The 19,946-nt window shown below is 40.8% G+C and carries 14 protein-coding genes; 3 read left to right on the top strand and 11 right to left on the bottom strand.

Features of this window, described 5'->3' with window-relative positions; all coding sequences use genetic code 11:
• Position 1 precedes the first annotated feature (1 nt).
• Positions 2-862: a universal stress protein gene (locus tag B5X70_RS04190; protein ID WP_079556626.1), complete on the top strand. Its 861-nt coding sequence runs from the start codon at positions 2-4 to the stop codon at positions 860-862.
• Positions 863-1,333: 471 nt separating this feature from the next.
• Here the strand turns inward: B5X70_RS04190 and B5X70_RS04185 are convergent, their stop codons facing one another.
• From B5X70_RS04185 to B5X70_RS04165, 5 genes are all read right to left on the bottom strand, one after another.
• Positions 1,334-1,627 carry a PG0541 family transporter-associated protein gene (locus tag B5X70_RS04185; RefSeq protein WP_079556625.1) on the bottom strand — a complete coding sequence of 98 codons (294 nt, stop codon included), beginning with the start codon at positions 1,625-1,627 and terminating at the stop codon, positions 1,334-1,336.
• 252 nt (positions 1,628-1,879) lie between these two features.
• Positions 1,880-5,005 carry an efflux RND transporter permease subunit gene (locus tag B5X70_RS04180; RefSeq protein WP_079556624.1) on the bottom strand — a complete coding sequence of 1,042 codons (3,126 nt, stop codon included), beginning with the start codon at positions 5,003-5,005 and terminating at the stop codon, positions 1,880-1,882.
• Positions 5,006-5,041: 36 nt separating this feature from the next.
• Positions 5,042-6,085: an efflux RND transporter periplasmic adaptor subunit gene (locus B5X70_RS04175; RefSeq protein WP_079556687.1), complete on the bottom strand. Its 1,044-nt coding sequence runs from the start codon at positions 6,083-6,085 to the stop codon at positions 5,042-5,044.
• Positions 6,086-6,271: 186 nt separating this feature from the next.
• Positions 6,272-7,621, bottom strand: a complete 1,350-nt coding sequence (locus tag B5X70_RS04170; RefSeq protein ID WP_159449982.1) for a TolC family protein — start codon at positions 7,619-7,621, stop codon at positions 6,272-6,274.
• 65 nt (positions 7,622-7,686) lie between these two features.
• A complete protein-coding gene (locus tag B5X70_RS04165) occupies positions 7,687-8,298 on the bottom strand; it encodes a TetR/AcrR family transcriptional regulator (RefSeq protein WP_079556623.1) in 612 nt (203 codons plus the stop codon).
• Positions 8,299-8,599: 301 nt separating this feature from the next.
• On the opposite strand from B5X70_RS04165, the gene B5X70_RS04160 reads away from it, so the two are divergent.
• The gene (locus B5X70_RS04160; RefSeq protein WP_079556622.1) at positions 8,600-9,538 is read left to right on the top strand and encodes a diacylglycerol/lipid kinase family protein; all 939 of its coding nucleotides are present in this window, start codon (positions 8,600-8,602) and stop codon (positions 9,536-9,538) included.
• 102 nt (positions 9,539-9,640) lie between these two features.
• Here B5X70_RS04160 and B5X70_RS04155 read toward each other — a convergent pair whose 3' ends face one another.
• The gene (locus tag B5X70_RS04155) at positions 9,641-10,087 is read right to left on the bottom strand and encodes a DUF4494 domain-containing protein (RefSeq protein ID WP_232468304.1); all 447 of its coding nucleotides are present in this window, start codon (positions 10,085-10,087) and stop codon (positions 9,641-9,643) included.
• A gap of 191 nt (positions 10,088-10,278) precedes the next feature.
• Between B5X70_RS04155 and B5X70_RS04150 the strand changes: the two genes are divergently transcribed.
• The gene (locus B5X70_RS04150; protein ID WP_079556620.1) at positions 10,279-10,518 is read left to right on the top strand and encodes an acyl carrier protein; all 240 of its coding nucleotides are present in this window, start codon (positions 10,279-10,281) and stop codon (positions 10,516-10,518) included.
• 110 nt (positions 10,519-10,628) lie between these two features.
• On the opposite strand, the gene B5X70_RS04145 is transcribed toward B5X70_RS04150, so the two are convergent.
• The 5 genes from B5X70_RS04145 to B5X70_RS04125 all read right to left on the bottom strand — a co-directional run bounded on the left by B5X70_RS04145 (position 10,629) and on the right by B5X70_RS04125 (position 19,917).
• On the bottom strand, positions 10,629-12,149 hold the full coding sequence (locus B5X70_RS04145) for a carboxypeptidase-like regulatory domain-containing protein (protein ID WP_143255024.1): 1,521 nt from the start codon (positions 12,147-12,149) through the stop codon (positions 10,629-10,631).
• 106 nt (positions 12,150-12,255) lie between these two features.
• Entirely contained in the window at positions 12,256-13,254 is a 999-nt protein-coding gene (locus B5X70_RS04140; protein WP_079556618.1) for a FecR family protein, read from the bottom strand.
• Between the two features lie 39 nt (positions 13,255-13,293).
• Positions 13,294-13,848 carry an RNA polymerase sigma-70 factor gene (locus B5X70_RS04135; protein ID WP_079556617.1) on the bottom strand — a complete coding sequence of 185 codons (555 nt, stop codon included), beginning with the start codon at positions 13,846-13,848 and terminating at the stop codon, positions 13,294-13,296.
• Between the two features lie 8 nt (positions 13,849-13,856).
• Entirely contained in the window at positions 13,857-15,455 is a 1,599-nt protein-coding gene (locus B5X70_RS04130; protein WP_079556616.1) for an endonuclease/exonuclease/phosphatase family protein, read from the bottom strand.
• A 190-nt stretch (positions 15,456-15,645) separates the two neighbouring features.
• Positions 15,646-19,917, bottom strand: a complete 4,272-nt coding sequence (locus B5X70_RS04125; RefSeq protein ID WP_079556615.1) for an ATP-binding protein — start codon at positions 19,915-19,917, stop codon at positions 15,646-15,648.
• Between the last annotated feature and the right edge of the window lie 29 nt (positions 19,918-19,946).

The following is a 19,946-nucleotide window of genomic DNA, read 5'->3' as shown; positions in this document are numbered from 1 at the left end:
AATGAAGAATGCAAACATCGCCATATTAATCGACATGTCCGAAATGGACAATATCATACTGAACTATGCAAAACGGCTGGATGAAAGCCATCATTTCAACTCCATTCACCTGGTACATTTTGTGGAGGTAACAGAATTTCCCAAAGAAATTCTGGAAATGTATCCCGATCTTGACCAACCCATAGAAAACATGATTGCCGAAGAGATTGAAGAGTATAAAAATGACTGCCTTCCCCATTGTCAGGAAAAAATAAAAATTCATGTTCACGGAGGAGGCGATATGGAAACGTTTCTTGAGTGGATGGAAGAACATTCGTTCGATCTGGTTATTATTGGGAAAAAATCAGGCTCACATGGATCAGGTATATTTTCAGGAAAAATGGTTAGACTACTGAGCAGCAATACATTGTTTGTAACTGAAATGGCCAGAGGTGATATTCATAAAATCATGGTGCCCATTGATTTTTCGAACTACACCCAAAAAGTACTAAGTTTAGCTAAAACAAGCGCAAGTCTGATAAATGCAGAGTTGGTTCCGGTTCACGCATTAAAAATGAGCCTGCAGTACTATCCTTTTGTTAAAAACAAGGAAGAACTGGAAAAGATGCTTCAAAAAGAGGTCGAAAAAAAGTATGAGAAACTGAAACAAAAAACCGGGATTTCAGAGAGTTGTCTGGTTGTAAATGCAGGCGAACAGCACATATCCAAAGCCATTTACGATCAGGCCATATTCCAAAGCATTGATTTAATCATTTTAGGAAATAAAGGCAAAGCAGACGACAGCGACCTGTTGATTGGAAGTGTTGCAGAAAGAATGATCGCACAAGACAGAAACATTCCGGTAATGATTGTTAATAAGTGATTTTATCGAGTTAATAGTTTTTAGTTGATAGTTCATTCCTGTAAAACTATAAACCTTAAACTATTACCCATATCATATATGCCTTCTGTGGTAAAACCCAACCACGGAGTTCACAACGATTTACATAAAGTACGCAATGACTTTATAGTGGTCTCTGTGTCGTCTTTGTGCATATTGTGAACCTTATGTGCCGTATGTGGATTAGATTGTAAACCTACGGTGTGCCTTTTCACTTTGAAACATTCTATTCTATCGACATTTACCACCTACGACGGCACTAATTGCTCTCATAGGGTTCGGAAATTGTTACGCTCCGGTTCCGCTGTGCGGAATTCCATTCAGCAATACATCTAATGACCTATCAAACCAATTCACCCTACCAGGGGGAGTTGTGTTGCACTCACCTCAACTTTTAACCATCAGAACTTCACTGTACTCAGCAACAAAACCAAAACTATCAACAACCTCTATCTAAAGAGAATCTTCAACATTCCAAACATAAGCTCGGAGTCCTTGCATTTTTGTTTTAGAGTCAAGTTTTCTGAGAGTTTCCATAAGTTCCTTTACTTTTTCATCTGGAACAATGGTTAAAATTGTATCATTAAGAGCCGGCCAGGTATGTGTTCCCATGTGGGGTTCGCCATCTTCGCTTCCTCTTCCCTGAACCTGATTCCATCGTGTATAACCCCGAATTTTCATTCGGTCAAGAATAAACTCCACCTTTTCGGTTAAAGCCTGATTATATGCTATAAATACTGCCTTCATTTGACAATCTGTTTTTATCTGTTATTAACTATTGTTGATCTATTTGAGCCTGTCTCATAATTAAATTCCAGCTATCCTCATCCTTCAAATCGTAAATTCCTCCTAGATAATTCACCCCTAAATCCCCCAAGTGGGACTTTAAACCTCCCACTTGGGGGAGGTTTAGAGGGATGAATATGAGGCTGCTTATAATTTGGAAGTATTTAATATAGTATCTACTTCTTAAGCAGCCTCATTATACCCTTCTATTTTCTATTGAAGTTCCAACTCCATCATTTCCAAACGCTTTTGCTCACGCTTCATACGATTGGCTCCAAACAAGGTATAAACCACAGGAATAAGAATCAATGTAATAAGTGTAGAGAACATCAATCCACCAATGATACTTACCCCCATCGGTTGCCAAATTTCTGAACCTTCGCCAATACCCATTGCAAGAGGTATCATGGCCAATGCTGTTGTTAATGTTGTCATTAACACTGGACGCAGACGGGATTTCCCAGCTGTTACAACAGCCTCTTTCAATGGCAATCCTCTATCGCGCATCAGATTGGTATAATCTACCAAAACAATACCATTTTTCACAACAATTCCCACCAACATCACCGAACCAATAAGAGAGATCAGATTAAGAGTGTGCCCGGTAACAAACAGAGCCAAAAACACACCGGTGAATGCAAACGGCAAAGTGAGCATTATTATAAATGGTGAGCGTAAGGACTCAAACTGAGATGCCATGACAATGTAAACAAGAATGATAACCAGACCAAGTAATAGAAAAATATCTGCAAAAGCTTCCTGTTGTTCCTCAACAGTTCCTCCAATATCCATTCCTATGCCGGCCGGCACATCCATTTTCGCGAATTCGGCACGAATATCCCTTACAACATCGGTAAGTGAAGCATTGAAAATGGATGCCGTAACTCGAATAACCCGCTGCCTGTTTTCTCTTTCGATGGATGGAGGGGAGAAATATTCCTGCAAACCACCAATTTCGCTTAATCGGATAAAGACTCCCTGACTATTCGGGATCATAATGTTTTCAACATGATCCAAAGATGTACGGAACTGCTCATCGTATCGAACCACAATGTCGTACTCTTCACCATCTTCGCGAAACTGAGCAGCAGTTAATCCCTGGATGCGGTTGCGCAGTGCATTGGCAACCTGTGAAGTATTCAGACCATGCAACGCCATTTTTTCTCTGTCAAGAACCAACTGATATTCCACGCTTGATCGATCTCGACTGATTTCAACATCTCTGAGACCGTCCATATTATTCATGGCTTCGGCCATCTGGTCGGCCAAATCACCCGTAATATCAAGGTCAAAACCTGAGATAATAACTTCAACGGTGCTAGCTCCACTTCCCAGTCCACCACCACCTCCTCCAGGATCGACTCTAAAATTATCAATTTCGGGGATGGATGAGAGATCGGCGCGCATCAAATCACCTATTTCATAAATATCCCGGTCTCGCTCCGTACTGGGGGACATTCGCATGGTGAAATTGATGATGTGTGAGCCGTTGTCACTGAAAGCGGCAAAAATATTTCCGTCATCCGCCACTCCGGCACTGGTAGAGATAACCTCAACTTCAGGATACTTTTCAAGAAAAGTGTTTTCTATCTGCCTGGCAACGACCTTGGTTTTTTCCAGCCCAACGCCCATGGGCAACTCAACTGATACTTCCATTCTGGCATTATCGGCCGGTGGGAAAAACTCAACACCTACAATTGGTAATAAGAATAAACTTCCAAAAAACAGTCCAACGGAAGAAACCACTACCAGCCATCGTCGGCGAACAGCAAATCTCAATGTATTCTCGTAAATATCATCCAACCAACCGAGAAACTTCTCTATTTGATCAAAAATCACTTTTATTACACCCGTTTTCCTCGGAGGTTGGGCACGCATCATTTGCGAAGCCAACATGGGCGTAAGCGTTAAGGCTGCCAAAGTAGAAACAATCACCACCAAGGTCACAATCATCCCCAATTGACGAAACATAATTCCACTCAACCCCTGAATCAATGTCAACGGAAAGAAAACCGCCACCACAGTGAGAGTTGTAGCAACCACAGCCAATCCCACTTCATTGGTTCCGTAGATGGCAGCCTCACGTGGTGAGGCGCCTTTCTCAATATGAGAAGTGATGTTCTCCAAAACCACAATGGCATCATCAACCACCATCCCAATGGCAATAGATAAGGATGAAAGAGAAATGATATTCAGAGTATTACCTGTAACGTAGAGATAAATAAACGACACAATTAGCGACACCGGAATGGTGAGTATGATGATGAAAGTTGCTCTCCATCGTCCAAGGAAGAACAACACCACCAAAACCACGAAGACACCTGCATACAATATGGTGGTAGCTAAACTGTTAATGGAATTTTCTATAAATTCAGAAGTATCAAAAATCATATTCAGCTGTACGTCGGCAGGAAGCGACTCCATTAAAGATGGCAACATGGCATTCACCTCTTTGGCAATTTCAACGGCATTACCTCCCGATTGTTGCTGAATGATGATTCTGGCACCTTGTCGTCCGTTGCTCCGTTCATCAATGGTCATTTTGGCGATGGTATCCTTTACAACAGCCACGTCACGCATCCTTACGGTGCGTCCCTCAAAATTCCCTACAACTAAGTTTGCTATCTCATCGGCTCCTTTATATTCGCCTTCTACCCTGATGGGATATGAAAAGCTTCCGATATCCAAAGTTCCTCCTGGAAGGTTTAAATTCTCCTGCCTAATTAGATTTCCAAGCTGTTCAACCGACACATTATATGCTTCCAATTTACCGGGATCAACATTCACCTGTATTTCTCGTTTAGGACCTCCGGAAAGTGATACCGCTCCAATTCCCTCTACCCGGTTAAGGGGATTAACAATGGCATCGTCAAGCAATTTAGTCAATGCCGGATAACTCTCTTCGGCGGTTGCCGATAACATCATGATTGGAATCATGCTGGTGCTGAACTTAAAAAGAATTGGCTTATCGGCATCTTCAGGTAAAAAAGCCTCCGCCCTTCCAAGAACATCCCGAATATCATTGGTGGCTTCATCGAGGTTTGAGCCCCATTCAAATTCCAACATCAAGACGGAAATGTTGTCTCGCGATGTAGAAGTTAATTTTTTAAGATTATTTACCGTATTCAATTGATCCTCCAACAAACGTGTTACGTTTGTTTCTATATCAATGGCACTGGCACCCTGGTAGAAAGTAAAAACAGTAACTATGGGTGGTTCAATTTCGGGGTACAAATCAATGGGCAGATATCTCAATGAAAAGAGCCCAAAAATCACTACCCCAAAGAATATTAGTATTGTAGTAACCGGCTTTTTAACAGCCGTTTCATATATCCTCATGGTTCTATAATTTTATAATAACAGAATAAACCAGACCTATTCAAATCTCACAGAAGTTCCATCCAACAATCTGGAGTGCCCGGCGGTTACCACTTCTTCCCCATCAGCTATCCCGCTGATGATTTCGTAGGCATTACCAATTCTTCGTCCAACTCTTACTGTTTTTCTTACAGCTATTCCGTTTTCGACGACGAAAACAAATCGTTCACTTGTGCCTTGTTGTCGAAGCACAGCAAGGTCTGGTGCAACCACTCTTTCAACCTCTCCAAAACCTAATGTCACTCTGCCAAACATTCCGGGACGAATCACCTGATCTCTGTTTGGGAACTGCAACTCTACGGTAAAAGTTCTGGTAACCGGATCAATGGTTGGATGCTTTAAGTGCACAGAGCCATCAAAAGTTTTTCCGGGGTAAACATCCAAAGCCAGCGAAATATTTAAATCTTTATCAACTCTGGGAAAATATTGCTCACTCACGTTCACAGTCACTTTAACAGGATGAATCTGCTCTACAGTTAAAATGGCTGCTCTATTATCCACCACGGGAGAGCCGCTGAACATTTCTCCGTTCTCAAAGAATCTTCCGGTCACAACGCCATGAATCGGAGAACGTAACTGAGTGTTTTCCTGAAGATTTTCGAAGGCAGTTCTCGCCACTTCCAACTCGGTACTGATTTGATCGAGCTGCTGTTGAGAAACACTCCCTACTTTATACAATGTATCCAGTCTGGTAAACTCACGTTCGAGTATTTCAAGCTGAGCCTTTGCCTGGCGATAATTGGATGCATCCATTTGTACAAGCAGTTCACCTTTTCGTACCACATCACCCACTTCTTTGTAAATTCTGGAAACTCTGGAAGGAGTTGCAGGACTGATATAAGCCTTCTCGAAAGGTTCCACATTGCCTGTAAACTGGTCGCGTTGCTCAACTTGTTGCAATGCGACCCGCTCCGTTTTAACCAACACCTTTTCCTCACCTGCATCTTCTGAAGTTTCTGTACTGCTTCCACATGCCATCATAACAAACATGGACATGACCACTGATGACATTATAAAAAACTGCCTTACATTCTTTTTCATTCGTTTTCTGTTTAATTGACAGGTTTGACTTTCTTTTTGGCTGCACATTTTAACCAATAAGGAATAACCTTGTTTTCTGTATGTTAAATATGACTCTTTCATAATATCTTTAAGAGATTTGCTCCGTTCTGCATCAAAGAGGCCGAACAGTTAAAAATTATTATTTTCAATTCCTCTGATACATCCCTAATGATTAGCAACATCATCCATTCCTATAATTCTTCGATAGTCCGACTCAGCAGTTAGGAAATCGTACAACGACTGATTCAGGTTGAGATGAGCCTGTGTGAGTGCCATTTCGGCATCATTCAACTCAAGAAAGGTACCTGAGCCTGTTTGGTAACGAGTTTGTGCAATTACATATCCACGCTCCGCCTGTCTGACCCCTTCGCGGTTTGATTCGATTTGATCAAAAGCTGTTTCCATCTCATTATAGGCATTCTGTAACTGCATTTGAATATTTCTGTCCATATATTCCATCTGCATTTGCATCTGCTCAATGCCAATTGAGACCTGTTGTTCCTGATTTCGAATGGAAAAGCCATTAAAAACAGGTATCTGCAACTGAATCCCGGCCATAATCGGATTGGCCCACTGATAGTTGCTGAATCTAAAATCGTTGGCTTGTGTCATATATTGAAAATTACCAAATGCCGCTAGTGTAGGAAAGCGCTGAGCGCGTATAACCTGAAATTGTGTATGCATGCGATTGATTTCCAGATTCAGTTGACGCAAGTCTGGATTATTGGTCAAATCCAGCCCCGCACTGTTGGCATGCAATAAACTTCCTTCATTGTATGATTCCAAATCATCTTCCGTTACAATAACTACACCCTCGTCAATTCCCAATAGAACGCGTACCATCAACTCGGCCATACGTACTCCGTTTCGCGCCTGCAATAAAGATGGACGTAAATTCCGTACCTGAACTTCACTGCGAATAAGATCGTACTCAGCAACCATTCCCTGGTTAAACATCTTTCGAACATCTTCAAGATTTTTCTCAGCATTTTCCATGCTTTGGGACATGACACGATATGAATCTGCTGCCAACAAAAGACCAAAGTAAGCTTTCCGAACCTCTGATACCATGTTAACCCTTGAAGCTCTGGCCGATTCAATCGCAAGAGCCACGTCATGTTCAGTTAATCTGATGTTTTGATATATTGAATACGAAAACAATGGAAGCGAGGCCGTTAATCCAGCTGTATAACTGTTATCAAATCCCATTTCCATTGCACCACCTGAACCCGGACCAAATATCCCATCAGGAAGATACATAACTTGCTTTTTGAAGTTACGTGAAAAATTCCCCTCGGCATTTAAAGAAGGGAGTAATGCATTTCTGGCAGTTCGCAAGGAATAGTCCACTCTCTCTATTTCCCTATCCGCGATTTTTATCATCGGGTTTTCGGACAAAGCAATTTCAATGGCATGATCAAGTGTTAAAGGCAACACCTCGTCATTACCGGCAGCTGAATTCAGTGCCGGAACCATCAGTCCTAAAACAACCCAAAACGTGAGGCTTCGTCTCACGGATTTAATCCGGCAAAAGCATTTCATAAACGAAAATCTCATTTTTTTCATACTCATATTTATCATTACTTCAATTTCGACAATAATAACTCCTCAAGTTTTTTAATTCCGGCATAGGTTGAAATACCTCTTATATAATTTAAAAAAAGTGTCTCGAAAAGCTCGGCAGCAGGATATTCATGTGCTGGAAAAACATCTCTTCGATGCATGGCATTCATTTGTTCGATAAAAATTTTAGCAACCAAGGGAACATTTAACTTTTCCCGAAAGAATCCCTCTTGAATCCCCTGATTAACCAAGTTCTGAAAGTCATGATAGCTTTCCTGTTTCCGACGGTACATGGTCTCATTCCACAATTCCGGATAATAAAGTTCCAAATCCTCAAAATAGACAGGGTTTACTTCATTTATAGCTTTTATTCCAAACTCAAATGCCCCTACAATCAACTCCATACTATTGGCCGAACGTTCCTTAAGTTCATTCAATTCCAATTCATTCTTCGCTATTAAGTCTGCAATACTGGCTCTTAATATCTCATTTTTATCTTTAAAAATTTCGTATATGGTTCGCTTAGACATTCCCATTTTGCGGGCAATGGCATCCATCGTAACCCTGCGTATTCCCTCAGTAAAGAACATTTTACCGGCTGTATCCAGAATTCTTTCTCTTATTTCCATTATTCGATTTTTTGAACAATACAAAGCTATGATAGAAAACTCATAAAACCTATTCGGTTTTCTTGTTTTATAACTCTTTAACAATCGGCTTACAATGATCAATTCTGGTGGCAAATTAATAAACTATAGAGCATGAGGTAGCCTAACATCTGCACAATTGCACATATTTGATGCTGAACTGCAAATACACATCACTGAAATGGAAAATAATGAAAGTCCAGTAAAAAAAGTTTAATACTGAAAACAATAAACTTACCATTAACAATTTAGTATCTTTGTACCGGCAATCAATTAATATCTCATGAAGAAAAAGATTCTTTTTATTATAAACCCAATATCAGGCATTGGACGTCAAAAGTCTATGGAAGGAATCATTCATCAAGAGATGAACATGGATGAATGGCTCGTTGAAATCGCATATACCGAATATAAAAACCATGCCTTTGAAATCAGCTCTGAAGCCGCAGATTCTTATGACGTGGTGGTTGCCGTAGGTGGAGATGGCACAGTTAACGAAGTAGGGCGGGGACTAATTAATTCAGAAAGTGCTCTTGGTATAATCCCCACCGGTTCGGGGAACGGACTGGCAAGGCATTTGGAAGTTCCATTTAAGATAAACAGAGCCCTAAAAGCCTTAAACCAGTGCAACTTCCGTAAAATTGACGCCATAAAAGTTAATGACCATTTCTCCCTGAATGTTGCAGGAATAGGTTTTGATGCATTTATCAGTCATAAATTTGCAAAAAAGAAAAATAGAGGCCCACTGGCTTACATGCAGTTAATTTCGAAAGAGTTTGCCAACTACAAAAGCGCAAAATACAAAGTAACCATTGATGGCCAAACGCAACTGTGGGATGCTTTTTTGATAAGCTTCGCCAATTCAACACAATATGGAAACAATTTCCATATTGCCCCTCAGGCTCGTATAGACGATGGGTTAATCGATGTTTGCCTGATTCGTGATTTCCCGAAAGTAACAGCCCCGGCTCTTCTCATCAGCATGCTTGACCGAAGCATTGATAAAAACAGATATGACATCATTGTGAAAGCAGTAAAAATCAACATAGAGCATGACTCCAATCTGCTGGGACATGTAGATGGCGAGCCCGTCATTCTTGGCAATAAAGCAGAAGTAAAAATTCTCCCCCTGGCATTAAAAGTGGCCATTCCACCAAAACATTTAAAACAAACTCAGAACATCTTATCTCCGCTTCTGGAGATGCTGCCGGCTATAAAATAGCTTTCAATTTAAAGTATTAATTCAACACCTTTCCAAACTCATATGCCACCAAAAAAGATTGATGCGTCAATTGTATTGGTTTTTGAGATTAGTTGACAGGAGTTATTCCGTTCCTTTTTCACTAAAATATGGAAACACATCCATAATAGGGCTCTCGACAATCGCAGTAACCTCAAAATCCACTGTCATCCCCGATAACGAATCCATAAGATTTTCATACGCTTCTTTTAAATCGTTCCCCATAACAAGCATTTGAGATGAAACCTTCTTCTCTTTGCCGGCATTCTCATCAATGGAAACATATGCCACTTTACATTTATACCATCTGTCAGCATTATCGTTTGGGAAAATATCAGAATAGTCAGCCTTGCGAATATTGGTAACATGGAACTCTCCACGAATCATCTGCTCCAACTCCTTGTGAATTCTGCTTTCTGCCTCGGTAAAAGATACAGCGTCGACCAAATAGGGCTCAGACACTTTCTTCTCCTTTCCGGTAGTTTCGTCAATTTTAATGTACTTCACCTTACATTCAAACCAGGTATGCATGATAATAAATTTTGAAATTAAACGGTCAAAGATAAGAAGTCAAAGAATACAAATCTGATCATAAGAGAGGAAGTTATCAACAACATGAGCAAATCAGAAATTTCAAACAAACCAAAAAAAAATTCACATTCTTAATACGTGTCAAATAGAGTTTGATTGTCATATTATCAAATAACAGAAAACAAACAGATATGAATTGCAAAAACATAAGAAGGAATTTATACCGCGTATTAAGAAAGACCGGAGTTCCAAGGGAGAGAATAGCTGAGGATTCTTCATTCTCAATGGATTTGATGATGGATGAGATTGATATGACTTGTTTTTTATTTTATCTGGAAACCAGTTTTAATGTGAACATTGACAATGATGCGCTACCTCGCATCAACTCAGTTCCATCAACCATTGATTATTTGCAGCAACGCTGCGCATAGAATCTGTTCAATCAGCAAAAGGCAGCTCCTGCATTGAAGCGTTATGCATCAGGATATTAATCTTTTAATATCCCCGTGTTTAAGGTGGACTTTGCAGGATTTTTATATTCTTAATCCAACCTAAACACCTTCTCGAGGGTTTCGTCTGGCTGAATGATGTTATATTCCTTCCAAAATTCGGGATCAAAGTCCCCAAGATGCTCAGAAAGCACATAAGAGGGGCGAAAAGTTTCAGCCCAACGAATCCGATGTTGACTGGCTGCACGGGTATGATCACTTACCAACATTTCGGATACCGTATGGAAAACTGTTCTTTGACGTCTATTCCGATCAACTACACGCAAATTCACTTCGCCCTTTACCCTTGACAACACCCATAAATCACCCCATGGGCGATATTCGACTAGATACCTGGCAAACAAAGGAGTCGTCCGGAAACGACGCGCATCTCTCTGAACCAAATAACTTCGGCTCCGACGTATGGAAGCAGAGGTTAGTTCAAATTCAATGCTCACCAATGCATAAGATTCAGCATCAATTCGCATTTCTCCTTTATAAAAAAGGGACTCTGTATCGTTAATAGGTTCAAATCCCACCCGATAAACCATCCGATCAAATACAATATCAACACCGTTAAAAATATATTCGTATTGCGAATACCCGTCATCATTATAAAAGAAATCTCCATTCCTCACCACATCTAATCTTGAGAAATGATATGGCCCACCTACCAATCTGAAATTAATCAAATCCATATCAACGGTTTCTCTTCCCTTTCTTCCTCTGATAAAGCGGACTCTTTCCTGATCAAATACATTTTGATATGAAGGTTTTAAAATCTCCACGACAGCCTCCGAAACATCTACAAAACGGTCATCCTGTTGTATGGTTTCCCTGAAAAATGCTGTTAAAAAAGTGGGGAAACCCGGGTAGTTTTCAACGACCCTTTGTGATGCCAACCGCATAATCACATCAGCATCCTGATAAAGAATGTTAACTTCCGGTAAACTCACAGATGATGAGGCCAGGCTCACAACCACCATGGTGTCGCGAGAAGGAACTATTAATTTTTCGCCAATATATCCGAGGTGAGAAAAAACCATTTGTTCTCCTTTGAATTGTTCCGGCACCAGAAACTCAAAATAACCGGCATCGTTTGTAATTGTACCCATGGGTTTTCCGATTAGTCCAATATTTACCATGGGCATTGGTTCTCCGGATAGAGCCTCCTCAACTCTTCCACTAATTCTGACTGCCTCTGAGGAGAGAATCCGCCCCCTTCTGCGACCAATGATTACCTGGTTGTTAATGAGACGCACTTCAACACCATCACGGCCAAAGACCTCCTCTAACCATTGTTCCGAAATATTATAAGGTACTTCAATATTGCGTTTTTCTGATCCGTTAAGAATATCGGCATCGTAGGCGAAATCAAGAGAATGGATAGTGGTGAGAGAGTCGATTAAATCAGAGGTGGAAATATTATTTAAGATTATTAAGGAATCGCGTTGATGATCGCCGGACCAGACAGCACCAATTGAAAATATTGAGAGCACACAGATGACAATCAGTTTTTTTCGAAAGAAAAAACTGATTACGCCTAAAATCCTTATGAAGCTTAATCTTGTCACCCCATCACTATTCAATGCATTAATCGATTTGGAATTACAATCTTTATTTAGAAAATAAAAAGCCGAAAGTTAAAGAACCGGGATGCTGACCAAATAGGTTACAAACCTAATTTGCATTTAGCCTCTTTACCAGGACAAACTCATCGGACTTTACCTGGGTCAGGTTAAAAGTTAAACACACAACATCCAGGATGTAATCAAAAGTATTCTGAGAAAATGAAGCAACCAGTTTTTCATCCAATATTGAGGGGTCTTCTGTCACAATTCTGATATGGTATGTTTGTTCAAGAGCATTAAAGACCTCATACAATGAAACATCATTAAACCTTAGTTCCCCTGTTTTCCATGCCAGATTATTGGGATATAGCGATCGCTTAACAATTGTCCCGGATGGAACATAAAAATCGGCTCCATCTCCTGCTTCCAGTTTTAACGGGTCTAAATCAGACAACAATGAAACAACTTCGACAACTCCTTTGTTTACATCGACCTGGCAAAGTTCAAGATGTTCGTATGAACGAACATTAAAAGAGGTACCCAACACTCTTACTTCAAACCCCCCAGCTTCAACAATAAAAACATTTTGCTTGTCAGAGGTTACTTCAAACCAAGCTTCTCCTGACAACAAAATCCGTCGCTCAGTGTCACCAAAGTTTTCCGGATAACTGATGCTGCTACCACTATTTAGCGCTACAAGCGTCCCATCAGGTAAAACAATCTCAGAACTGTCTGAATGAGTTATATATGTAACCTGTTCAGCCTGCTGGTATGATGCCGGAAGCAGGAAATAGAGCAGCCCCCCAATCAGCACGATTGCAGCAACAATTGCAGCGGCGTATTGATAGATAGCAATCAGTCGGTTTTTAGAAGTTGGTTTAGCCTTTATTCTGGCACTAACTTGTTGCCATGCATTGTCTGTATTGATTTGATCGCATTGCGCAGCAGTTCCGGCAAGCATCCATGACTCCCTGAGTTCATTCCATATTTTATGATTCCCCTCATCAATTTTGAGCCAGGCTTCCAGAAAGTCCATGTCTTCACTGGTCGCCTCATCCGACAACACCCTGCATAACTGATTGTAATTTATATTGTCTGAAAATTTCATTTGCAATAATTCTATAGCATTCCTGTTATATTGACAACTTTAATTGGAAAAACCCTTACCACTCTCTTTAATTTTTATCGGCAATTGTTCTCTCAGGAATTGAAGAGCTTTTCCCATCTGAGCTTCAACAGTTTTAACAGAAAGACCTAATCTCTCTGCGATCTCCTTATATTTCATTCCTTCGAAGCGACTCATGCGAAAGATCTTTTGCCTCTGTTCCGGCAGCATTGATATTACTGATTGCACTTCTGCAATCAGTGATTCATCCGGAATATCCTGATCAACCTCGGGAATCTGAAAATCATCCACATCATAAAACAATTTTTTGGATTTCAACTCATTAAAACACCGATTTGTGACAGCTCGCATGAGGTATGCCCGGGGATTATCCACCTTTAAAGCCTCCCTTTTTTCCCAAATGCTGACAAACATTTCCTGAACAACGTTTTCAGCAATCTCCCGATCATTCAAATATTTCACAGCGTAATTCACCAGCATAGGGTAAAACAACCGAAAAAGCTTTTCGAAAGCTTTTTCATCTCCATTGGCTATTTGCGCGAATAGTTTTTTTTCAGGATATGGAGGTTGTTGCATATATCAGATTATTGATCGTCCCATTTAAAAGAAACAACAACTGCTGCATGATCAGAAGGGAAACCTGGTTCAAACTGATCTATAACACGACTCCAGGATGCATTAAATCCGGGGCCTTTGTAATAGATAAAATTAATCCTGTCCTGCATGACTTCTTTATATCTGGGTGACCAGGTAAAACCGGGATTTTTTACTTCATTAGGATAAATATAACGAAAAGCATCTATAAAACCAGCATCCTCTATGGTTTTACTCACAGGATGCTCTATAACAAGACCAAACCGGTTCTCACGATTAGCTTCTGTCCAGTCGAGATGTGACCCTGAGTTAAAATCACCTGCTAATATGATGGGATAATCGCTGTACGAATTTTGGATAGATTGCATTTCCCACATAATAAAACGAATTTCGCTTCCTCTTGATTGCATTTCCCGGATAATTACTGAATCCGCTCTGGCGTGACCAGACATAATATAGGGACCAAGATTGGGAAGGTAGCTTAAGGCAACGGGAACCATTACAATCTGGTTATCCCTGGGAAGATTTACCACAACAGCCCCAGAGTGTCTTGGACGATAAACATTGTAAGTTCGTCCAAACGGATAACGACTTAAAATGCTCAGACCAGGACTTCGCTGATAGTAATAAAAGCCAAGTATGTCTGCAATCATTTCGCCACTGTCGAAGGCTTCCTGCAAAGAAATAATATCGGCTCCCGATTCTTGAATGATCTCTGCAACCCTTTGTGGCCCTGCAAAAAGACCATCAGCACGACCACCATTCCATATATTCCAGGTCATAATTGTTAACGAATCGGGTCTCGCTTCTCTTCGTCTTCTCGTTAAATGCCTTTCATCACCGCAAAGAGTTTTAATCTGCTCAGGAGTTAACACCCTGCTCCATATGGTAAATTCATCTATCAACCCATGAAAAGCATCTCTAATTGGGTTGGTCGAAAAAGGATGACCACCTATATAAATGTCTCCCTTGAATATATCAAGGTTGAAATTTTGCAAACAAAACACAGCGACATTCTCTCCATTGTAATAAACTCTGGCCTCTTTTCTGGCAAAATCAAGTGTATAACCAAGCAGATGCCATTCGTCGTTAGCTACAGGTTGACGAATGCTGGTTGGCTCGTAAACAGCCTCGTTAAGACCATCGGTTAACATCCATCTGTATGAACCGGAAGTTGTTTTCCCGAACAGCCACCCTTGGGGCGCCAATTCATCATCGGCCAGTTGAGAGATAATGGTATATTCATAAGGATCACCCGGATGAGCCTTAACCCAAAAAAAGATCGATAATCCAGGGTAGTCGTTGAACGACTGCCCATCACCTTTTACAACAACTACAGGTTTACGAAATTTTGCAGCCGATGTCAGATCTAAGGAATAATTAGAAACTCCGTCATTAGAGAAAGAGACATTTTCGTCGCCTCTGAAAGTTACAGGCAAAACCCCTTCATTGGAAATTTTGTTATCAAATTCAAGATGGATTAACGGCATAGACGGCACTTCGGTAACAGGAATTCTGTTGCAACCAAAAAGAAGCACCAAAAACAGAAGAAAACGAGAGATCCATAGTACACAGAGCAATTTCTTCATATGATTAAATTTCAGTTTATTAAACAACAGATTGTCAGCTATCAAAGTCTAAATAATAGTTTGCACCCATCTTTTGGATTAACAGCATGCAAAAGTTTTACGAACTAACCAAAAGCTGATACAAATACCAGATCAACTATTTAAACATCGAACGACAATCACAATCATTCAAAATGTGCATCATCTCATATTATTGTAATTCTGATATGTGCTCTAACCGTGTTACCATTTCTTTAACCTGCTCCTTTAATTCTCCAGCCAGCTTTACAAACTCATCGGACTGGCTTTTAAATGCGCTTTCTGTTTTAATGGCCAAATCATATAAGTCCGTCGCGTCCATCGTTCCCACAATTCCTTTGAGAGAGTGGAGCAACCTGTAAATACTGTCGTTGTCATTTTCACCCAACAGATCATCAAGACTACTGCCAAAGTTTTTATAATCATGGCAAAACCCTTTAAGCAAACGTTTATAAAGATCAGACCGTCCACCCATACGACGAATGCCATGATGCACCTTAAGACCCTTTATATCAGGGAAGTCAAACCTCTCCATAGAATCTTCGGCCATCACCTGTCTGTCATTTAAATCATGCACGCCAAAAACCAAACCATAAATTACCCGGAATAGGTCTTCAGGATCAATTGGTTTTGCAACCATTCCAGTCATTCCTGCCTGCAGACACAGTGATTCAACATCACCAAAAGCTTCAGCGGTCATTGCAGCCACTGGCACCTCTTCCCATCCGGGCATTTTTTTCAATCTTCTGGTGGTGGCATACCCATCCATTCCCGGCATGTTAATATCCATTAAAACAAGATCGTACGGACAATCACTATTGAATCGCGAAGCAAGTTCCAGAGCTTCGGGGCCACCTGTAACCACTTCAGTTTTAATGTTTGCCATATCGAGTAATTCTACTGCCAGCATCCTGTTGCTGGCAGTATCATCAACGACAAGAATCTTCAACGGAGATTTCTCCTTAAGCAGCTCTCTGTATATTTTTCTCTTGCCAGCCGAAGCTGTTGTTCCAATAACATCACCTCCCAAAACATCCATAAAACAGTCAAATAGAGAAGAATAGTTCGCAGGTTTATTGAGCCGTGCGATTTTCTCATTGTTGACAAAAAAATCGGCGTAACGATTTTCATTAAATGGTGTTGTAAGAAAAACCAAATGTTCAAATTCTCCTGTGCTCTTAACTATTTTCTGTATTTCGATGTCAGAATGTGTTTTAAATATCTCCGGATCAAGGAATAAAATTCCAAATGGAGTAACCATTTCAGAACGCTCTAACTCTTGCCAAAGGGCTCTTGAAGAACTACATCTTTTCACACTAAATCCAAAATCCTGTAACATGTGCTGCAAACTTTTTGCAGAAGCCTTGTTTCCATCGGCAATTAAAACGGTATCACCTGTACCTTCAAAGGCATTGCGCATCTGTTCCTTTTTCTGGGTAGATTGCATCCCCAGTGATACCGTAAAAGAGAAAACACTTCCCACTCCATACTCACTCTCCACCCAAATTTCGCCTTCCATCAAACTGGTCAGTCTCTTGCATATCGCCAATCCAAGACCGGTACCTCCATATTTTCGGGTTATGGAAACATCGGCCTGTGAAAATGCTTTAAACAAGTGGTTTTTCTGTTCTTCTTTTAAACCAATACCGGTATCGGAAACTGAGAACAAAAGTTTTACCTGATCACCATCTTTTCGTTTAACCCGAACTTTGACAACCACCTCTCCCTTATCGGTAAACTTAATGGCATTATTAACAAGGTTAACCAAAACCTGCTCAATCCTTAAAGGGTCGCCCACAAGGCTTAAAGGAACATTTGGAGCGTAATCGAAAACCAGATCAAGGCCTTTTTCGTTTGCTCTAAACATGACAATATCGGCCAGGTTTTGCATGACCGCCTCCAAATCAAAATCAATTTCCTCCAATTCAAGCCTACCGGCTTCTATTTTCGAGAAATCGAGAATATCATTAATAATACCCAGAAGTGATCTTGACGAGGATTGAATTCGTTTGAGGTAATCAGAATGTCCGGGGATATTCAGTTTCTCCAGCCCCAAATGAGTCCAGCCGATGATGGCATTTAATGGAGTACGAATTTCATGGCTCATACGAGCCAGAAAATCGCTCTTAGCACGAGTGGCAGCTTCGGCAGCCTCCTTGGCTTTCTGCAGTTCAATGGCGCCTTCGTTTCTGGCCAGCACAATTCCAAGTGTTCCTGCAAATGCCTTAAAAAGAGTGTTGTGAGATTCATTCCAATCGCCGCTTCTGGTTCCCAATCCAAACCCGATAAATCCCCAAAATCGCTCATGAACAAATACCGGTATAAGCATTGCTGATGCTGATTTCATGGTTTTGAGAAACTGCATTTCTCCAGGCTCTGCATTTCTTTGAGAAACAACGACCTCCTTTTTTTCGCTTAACCTGTAAAACCAGGTGGTGGATATTTCCTCATAGGACACATTATCAAACTCATTGCGGCTAACTGGTTCCAAAATAATCCTGTCCCATTCCACAATATGACGTAATATCAACTTCCCTGTTTTAGGAGATTTCTCGTTGGTAAAAGCAAAAGCTCTGTCAACTGCCGCTCCCTGCCCCATCACGCGCAATGCTTTTAGCAATGCTTCTTCAGGCTCGGCAGTCATGATCAGCTCTTTGACGGCTTCGGATACCCCTTCAAGCAACTTATCACGAAGCATCAACTCAGTCATGGCTTCTTTTTGTGCGGTAATATCTATGATTACACCCTGCAGCGTTACTTTGGTTGATTCCTTTTCATAGACAGGCAAGCCTTTCTCATACACCCACTTTCGATGGCCAAACAAATCACGAATGCGATATTCAATCTCATAAGGACGCTGTCTGAGCACTGCACTTCTGATGGTCTCCCGAACCTTTTGAACATCTTCATTGTCAACAAATGGCATCATTGACTGTCCTTCTGCAATGAAAGCATCAACACCCAGACCAATTAGTTTTTCAACCCCTCCACTAATAAAAAGCATGGTTCTTCGGGTATCGTTCTGGCAGTGATAAACAACACCGGGAACATTGGATACAATGTTCCGGTAGTTTTCCCGGCTGAGTTCCAGCTCCGATAAAGCCTGACGTAAAGGAGTAATATCTGTGGAAACACATACAAGAGAGGTAATTTCCCCATCGTGGTTTTGGATTGGGAATTTATTGGAGAGAAAAGTCCGTCTTTTGCCCGAGGATGGCAAAAACTCCTCTATTTGAACCGGCTCTCCTTTTCTCAGAACATCCTGATCATTTTTCTGTAGTGCAAGTGCATACTCAGAAGGAAAAATCTGATCATCAGCCTTCCCTATGATTCTGTGGGCTTCCATGCCCAGAATCTCCTCCATCTGTTGATTAATGAGGGTATATTTCCCACGCAAATCTTTTACATAAATAAGAGATGCACTATTGTTTATAATATCATTCAAAAGTTTTCGATTCTCCTGCAACAGTTGATCTTTCACAGCGCGGTTTCTCTCATCCTTATCAACTTTACGCATAAAGATATATGCCATCCAAAACCCAACAATAATGGCCAGAGCCATGATGGTAATTAGTGCATACAAACTATAGAGCGATAGCCGCTCCATGGCTCTGTTTTGTTGATCGTTGGCACGCTCACCGGCATTCTGAATGGCTTCAGCACTGCTGATCATCAATCCCTGAGCACTATGTAACTCATGTATGGCAAAAACCAATTCGTTTATTACGGACTGATAAGAAGCAAGATCTGTTTTTAATTGTCGTATTGTCTCTCCCGCTCGGGTACCGGGAGGAACAAGATCAGATGGAGGTAGTAGTCTACGGATTCGCAAAAATATCATATCCACAGAATCCCGATGGACGATCTCAAGCGGAAAATTCCATATTCGTTTTTCCAGCTCCTTGAGGTGTAGAAGCTGAAACAAAAGATCGTTGTGGGTATCTGCTCCAGAAACCTGCGCTGCTCCACGAAAAAGCCTCGGAAAAGGTTCCCTGGCATTTATGAAAATTTGTTGAAACAAGCGATCCATTCTCTCCTCCGCATCAAACCTCTTTTGTTTTAAGTCAATAAACATTAACCAATATTGGTTGAACTCCTCCATCCAAACGTTCACGTTCTCTAATTCACTGCGGCTTTTTGAGTATAGTCTGCTGTTCTCTGCTGCATACAAAGCATTGCTTATTTCAATGGCCAAACTATCAACCTGTGATGCGTGGGTGGTATCACTGCTTAAGCTAAAACCTTTGGCCTCTATCCGTGCAAGATATATTTGATGTAGTAGTTTATCTACCTTTTCGGTACTATCAATCCATTCATGCAAACGCTGAACCCCCCAAACCGTTGCACCTGAAACCATTACCAATAGTAACAAATTGACAATGTATCCCCGGAACACCCGCTTGCTAATTGAACTGTTATTTTCCTTATGGGTAAAAAACGACATTAATAACTGTTAAAGTCACGACTTAATTA

Origin of the sequence: Alkalitalea saponilacus, from assembly GCF_900168165.1 — a bacterium.
In the GTDB taxonomy this organism is placed as follows: domain Bacteria; phylum Bacteroidota; class Bacteroidia; order Bacteroidales; family Marinilabiliaceae; genus Natronoflexus; species Natronoflexus saponilacus.
Note: the sequence above shows the minus strand (reverse complement) of the source record. Positions and strands in the feature narration are given on the sequence as shown.

Excerpts from the sequence above, each read along its gene's own strand:
- B5X70_RS04140 (WP_079556618.1), bottom strand. The coding sequence starts at position 13,254 with ATGAAATTTTCAGACAATATAAATTACAATCAGTTATGCAGGGTGTTG.
- B5X70_RS04155 (WP_232468304.1), bottom strand. The coding sequence starts at position 10,087 with ATGCATACCTGGTTTGAATGTAAGGTGAAGTACATTAAAATTGACGAA.
- B5X70_RS04150 (WP_079556620.1), top strand. The coding sequence starts at position 10,279 with ATGAATTGCAAAAACATAAGAAGGAATTTATACCGCGTATTAAGAAAG.
- B5X70_RS04185 (WP_079556625.1), bottom strand. The coding sequence starts at position 1,627 with ATGAAGGCAGTATTTATAGCATATAATCAGGCTTTAACCGAAAAGGTG.
- B5X70_RS04190 (WP_079556626.1), top strand. The coding sequence starts at position 2 with ATGAAGAATGCAAACATCGCCATATTAATCGACATGTCCGAAATGGAC.
- B5X70_RS04130 (WP_079556616.1), bottom strand. The coding sequence starts at position 15,455 with ATGAAGAAATTGCTCTGTGTACTATGGATCTCTCGTTTTCTTCTGTTT.
- B5X70_RS04160 (WP_079556622.1), top strand. The coding sequence starts at position 8,600 with ATGAAGAAAAAGATTCTTTTTATTATAAACCCAATATCAGGCATTGGA.
- B5X70_RS04125 (WP_079556615.1), bottom strand. The coding sequence starts at position 19,917 with ATGTCGTTTTTTACCCATAAGGAAAATAACAGTTCAATTAGCAAGCGG.
- B5X70_RS04135 (WP_079556617.1), bottom strand. The coding sequence starts at position 13,848 with ATGCAACAACCTCCATATCCTGAAAAAAAACTATTCGCGCAAATAGCC.
- B5X70_RS04165 (WP_079556623.1), bottom strand. The coding sequence starts at position 8,298 with ATGGAAATAAGAGAAAGAATTCTGGATACAGCCGGTAAAATGTTCTTT.
- B5X70_RS04180 (WP_079556624.1), bottom strand. The coding sequence starts at position 5,005 with ATGAGGATATATGAAACGGCTGTTAAAAAGCCGGTTACTACAATACTA.
- B5X70_RS04175 (WP_079556687.1), bottom strand. The coding sequence starts at position 6,085 with ATGAAAAAGAATGTAAGGCAGTTTTTTATAATGTCATCAGTGGTCATG.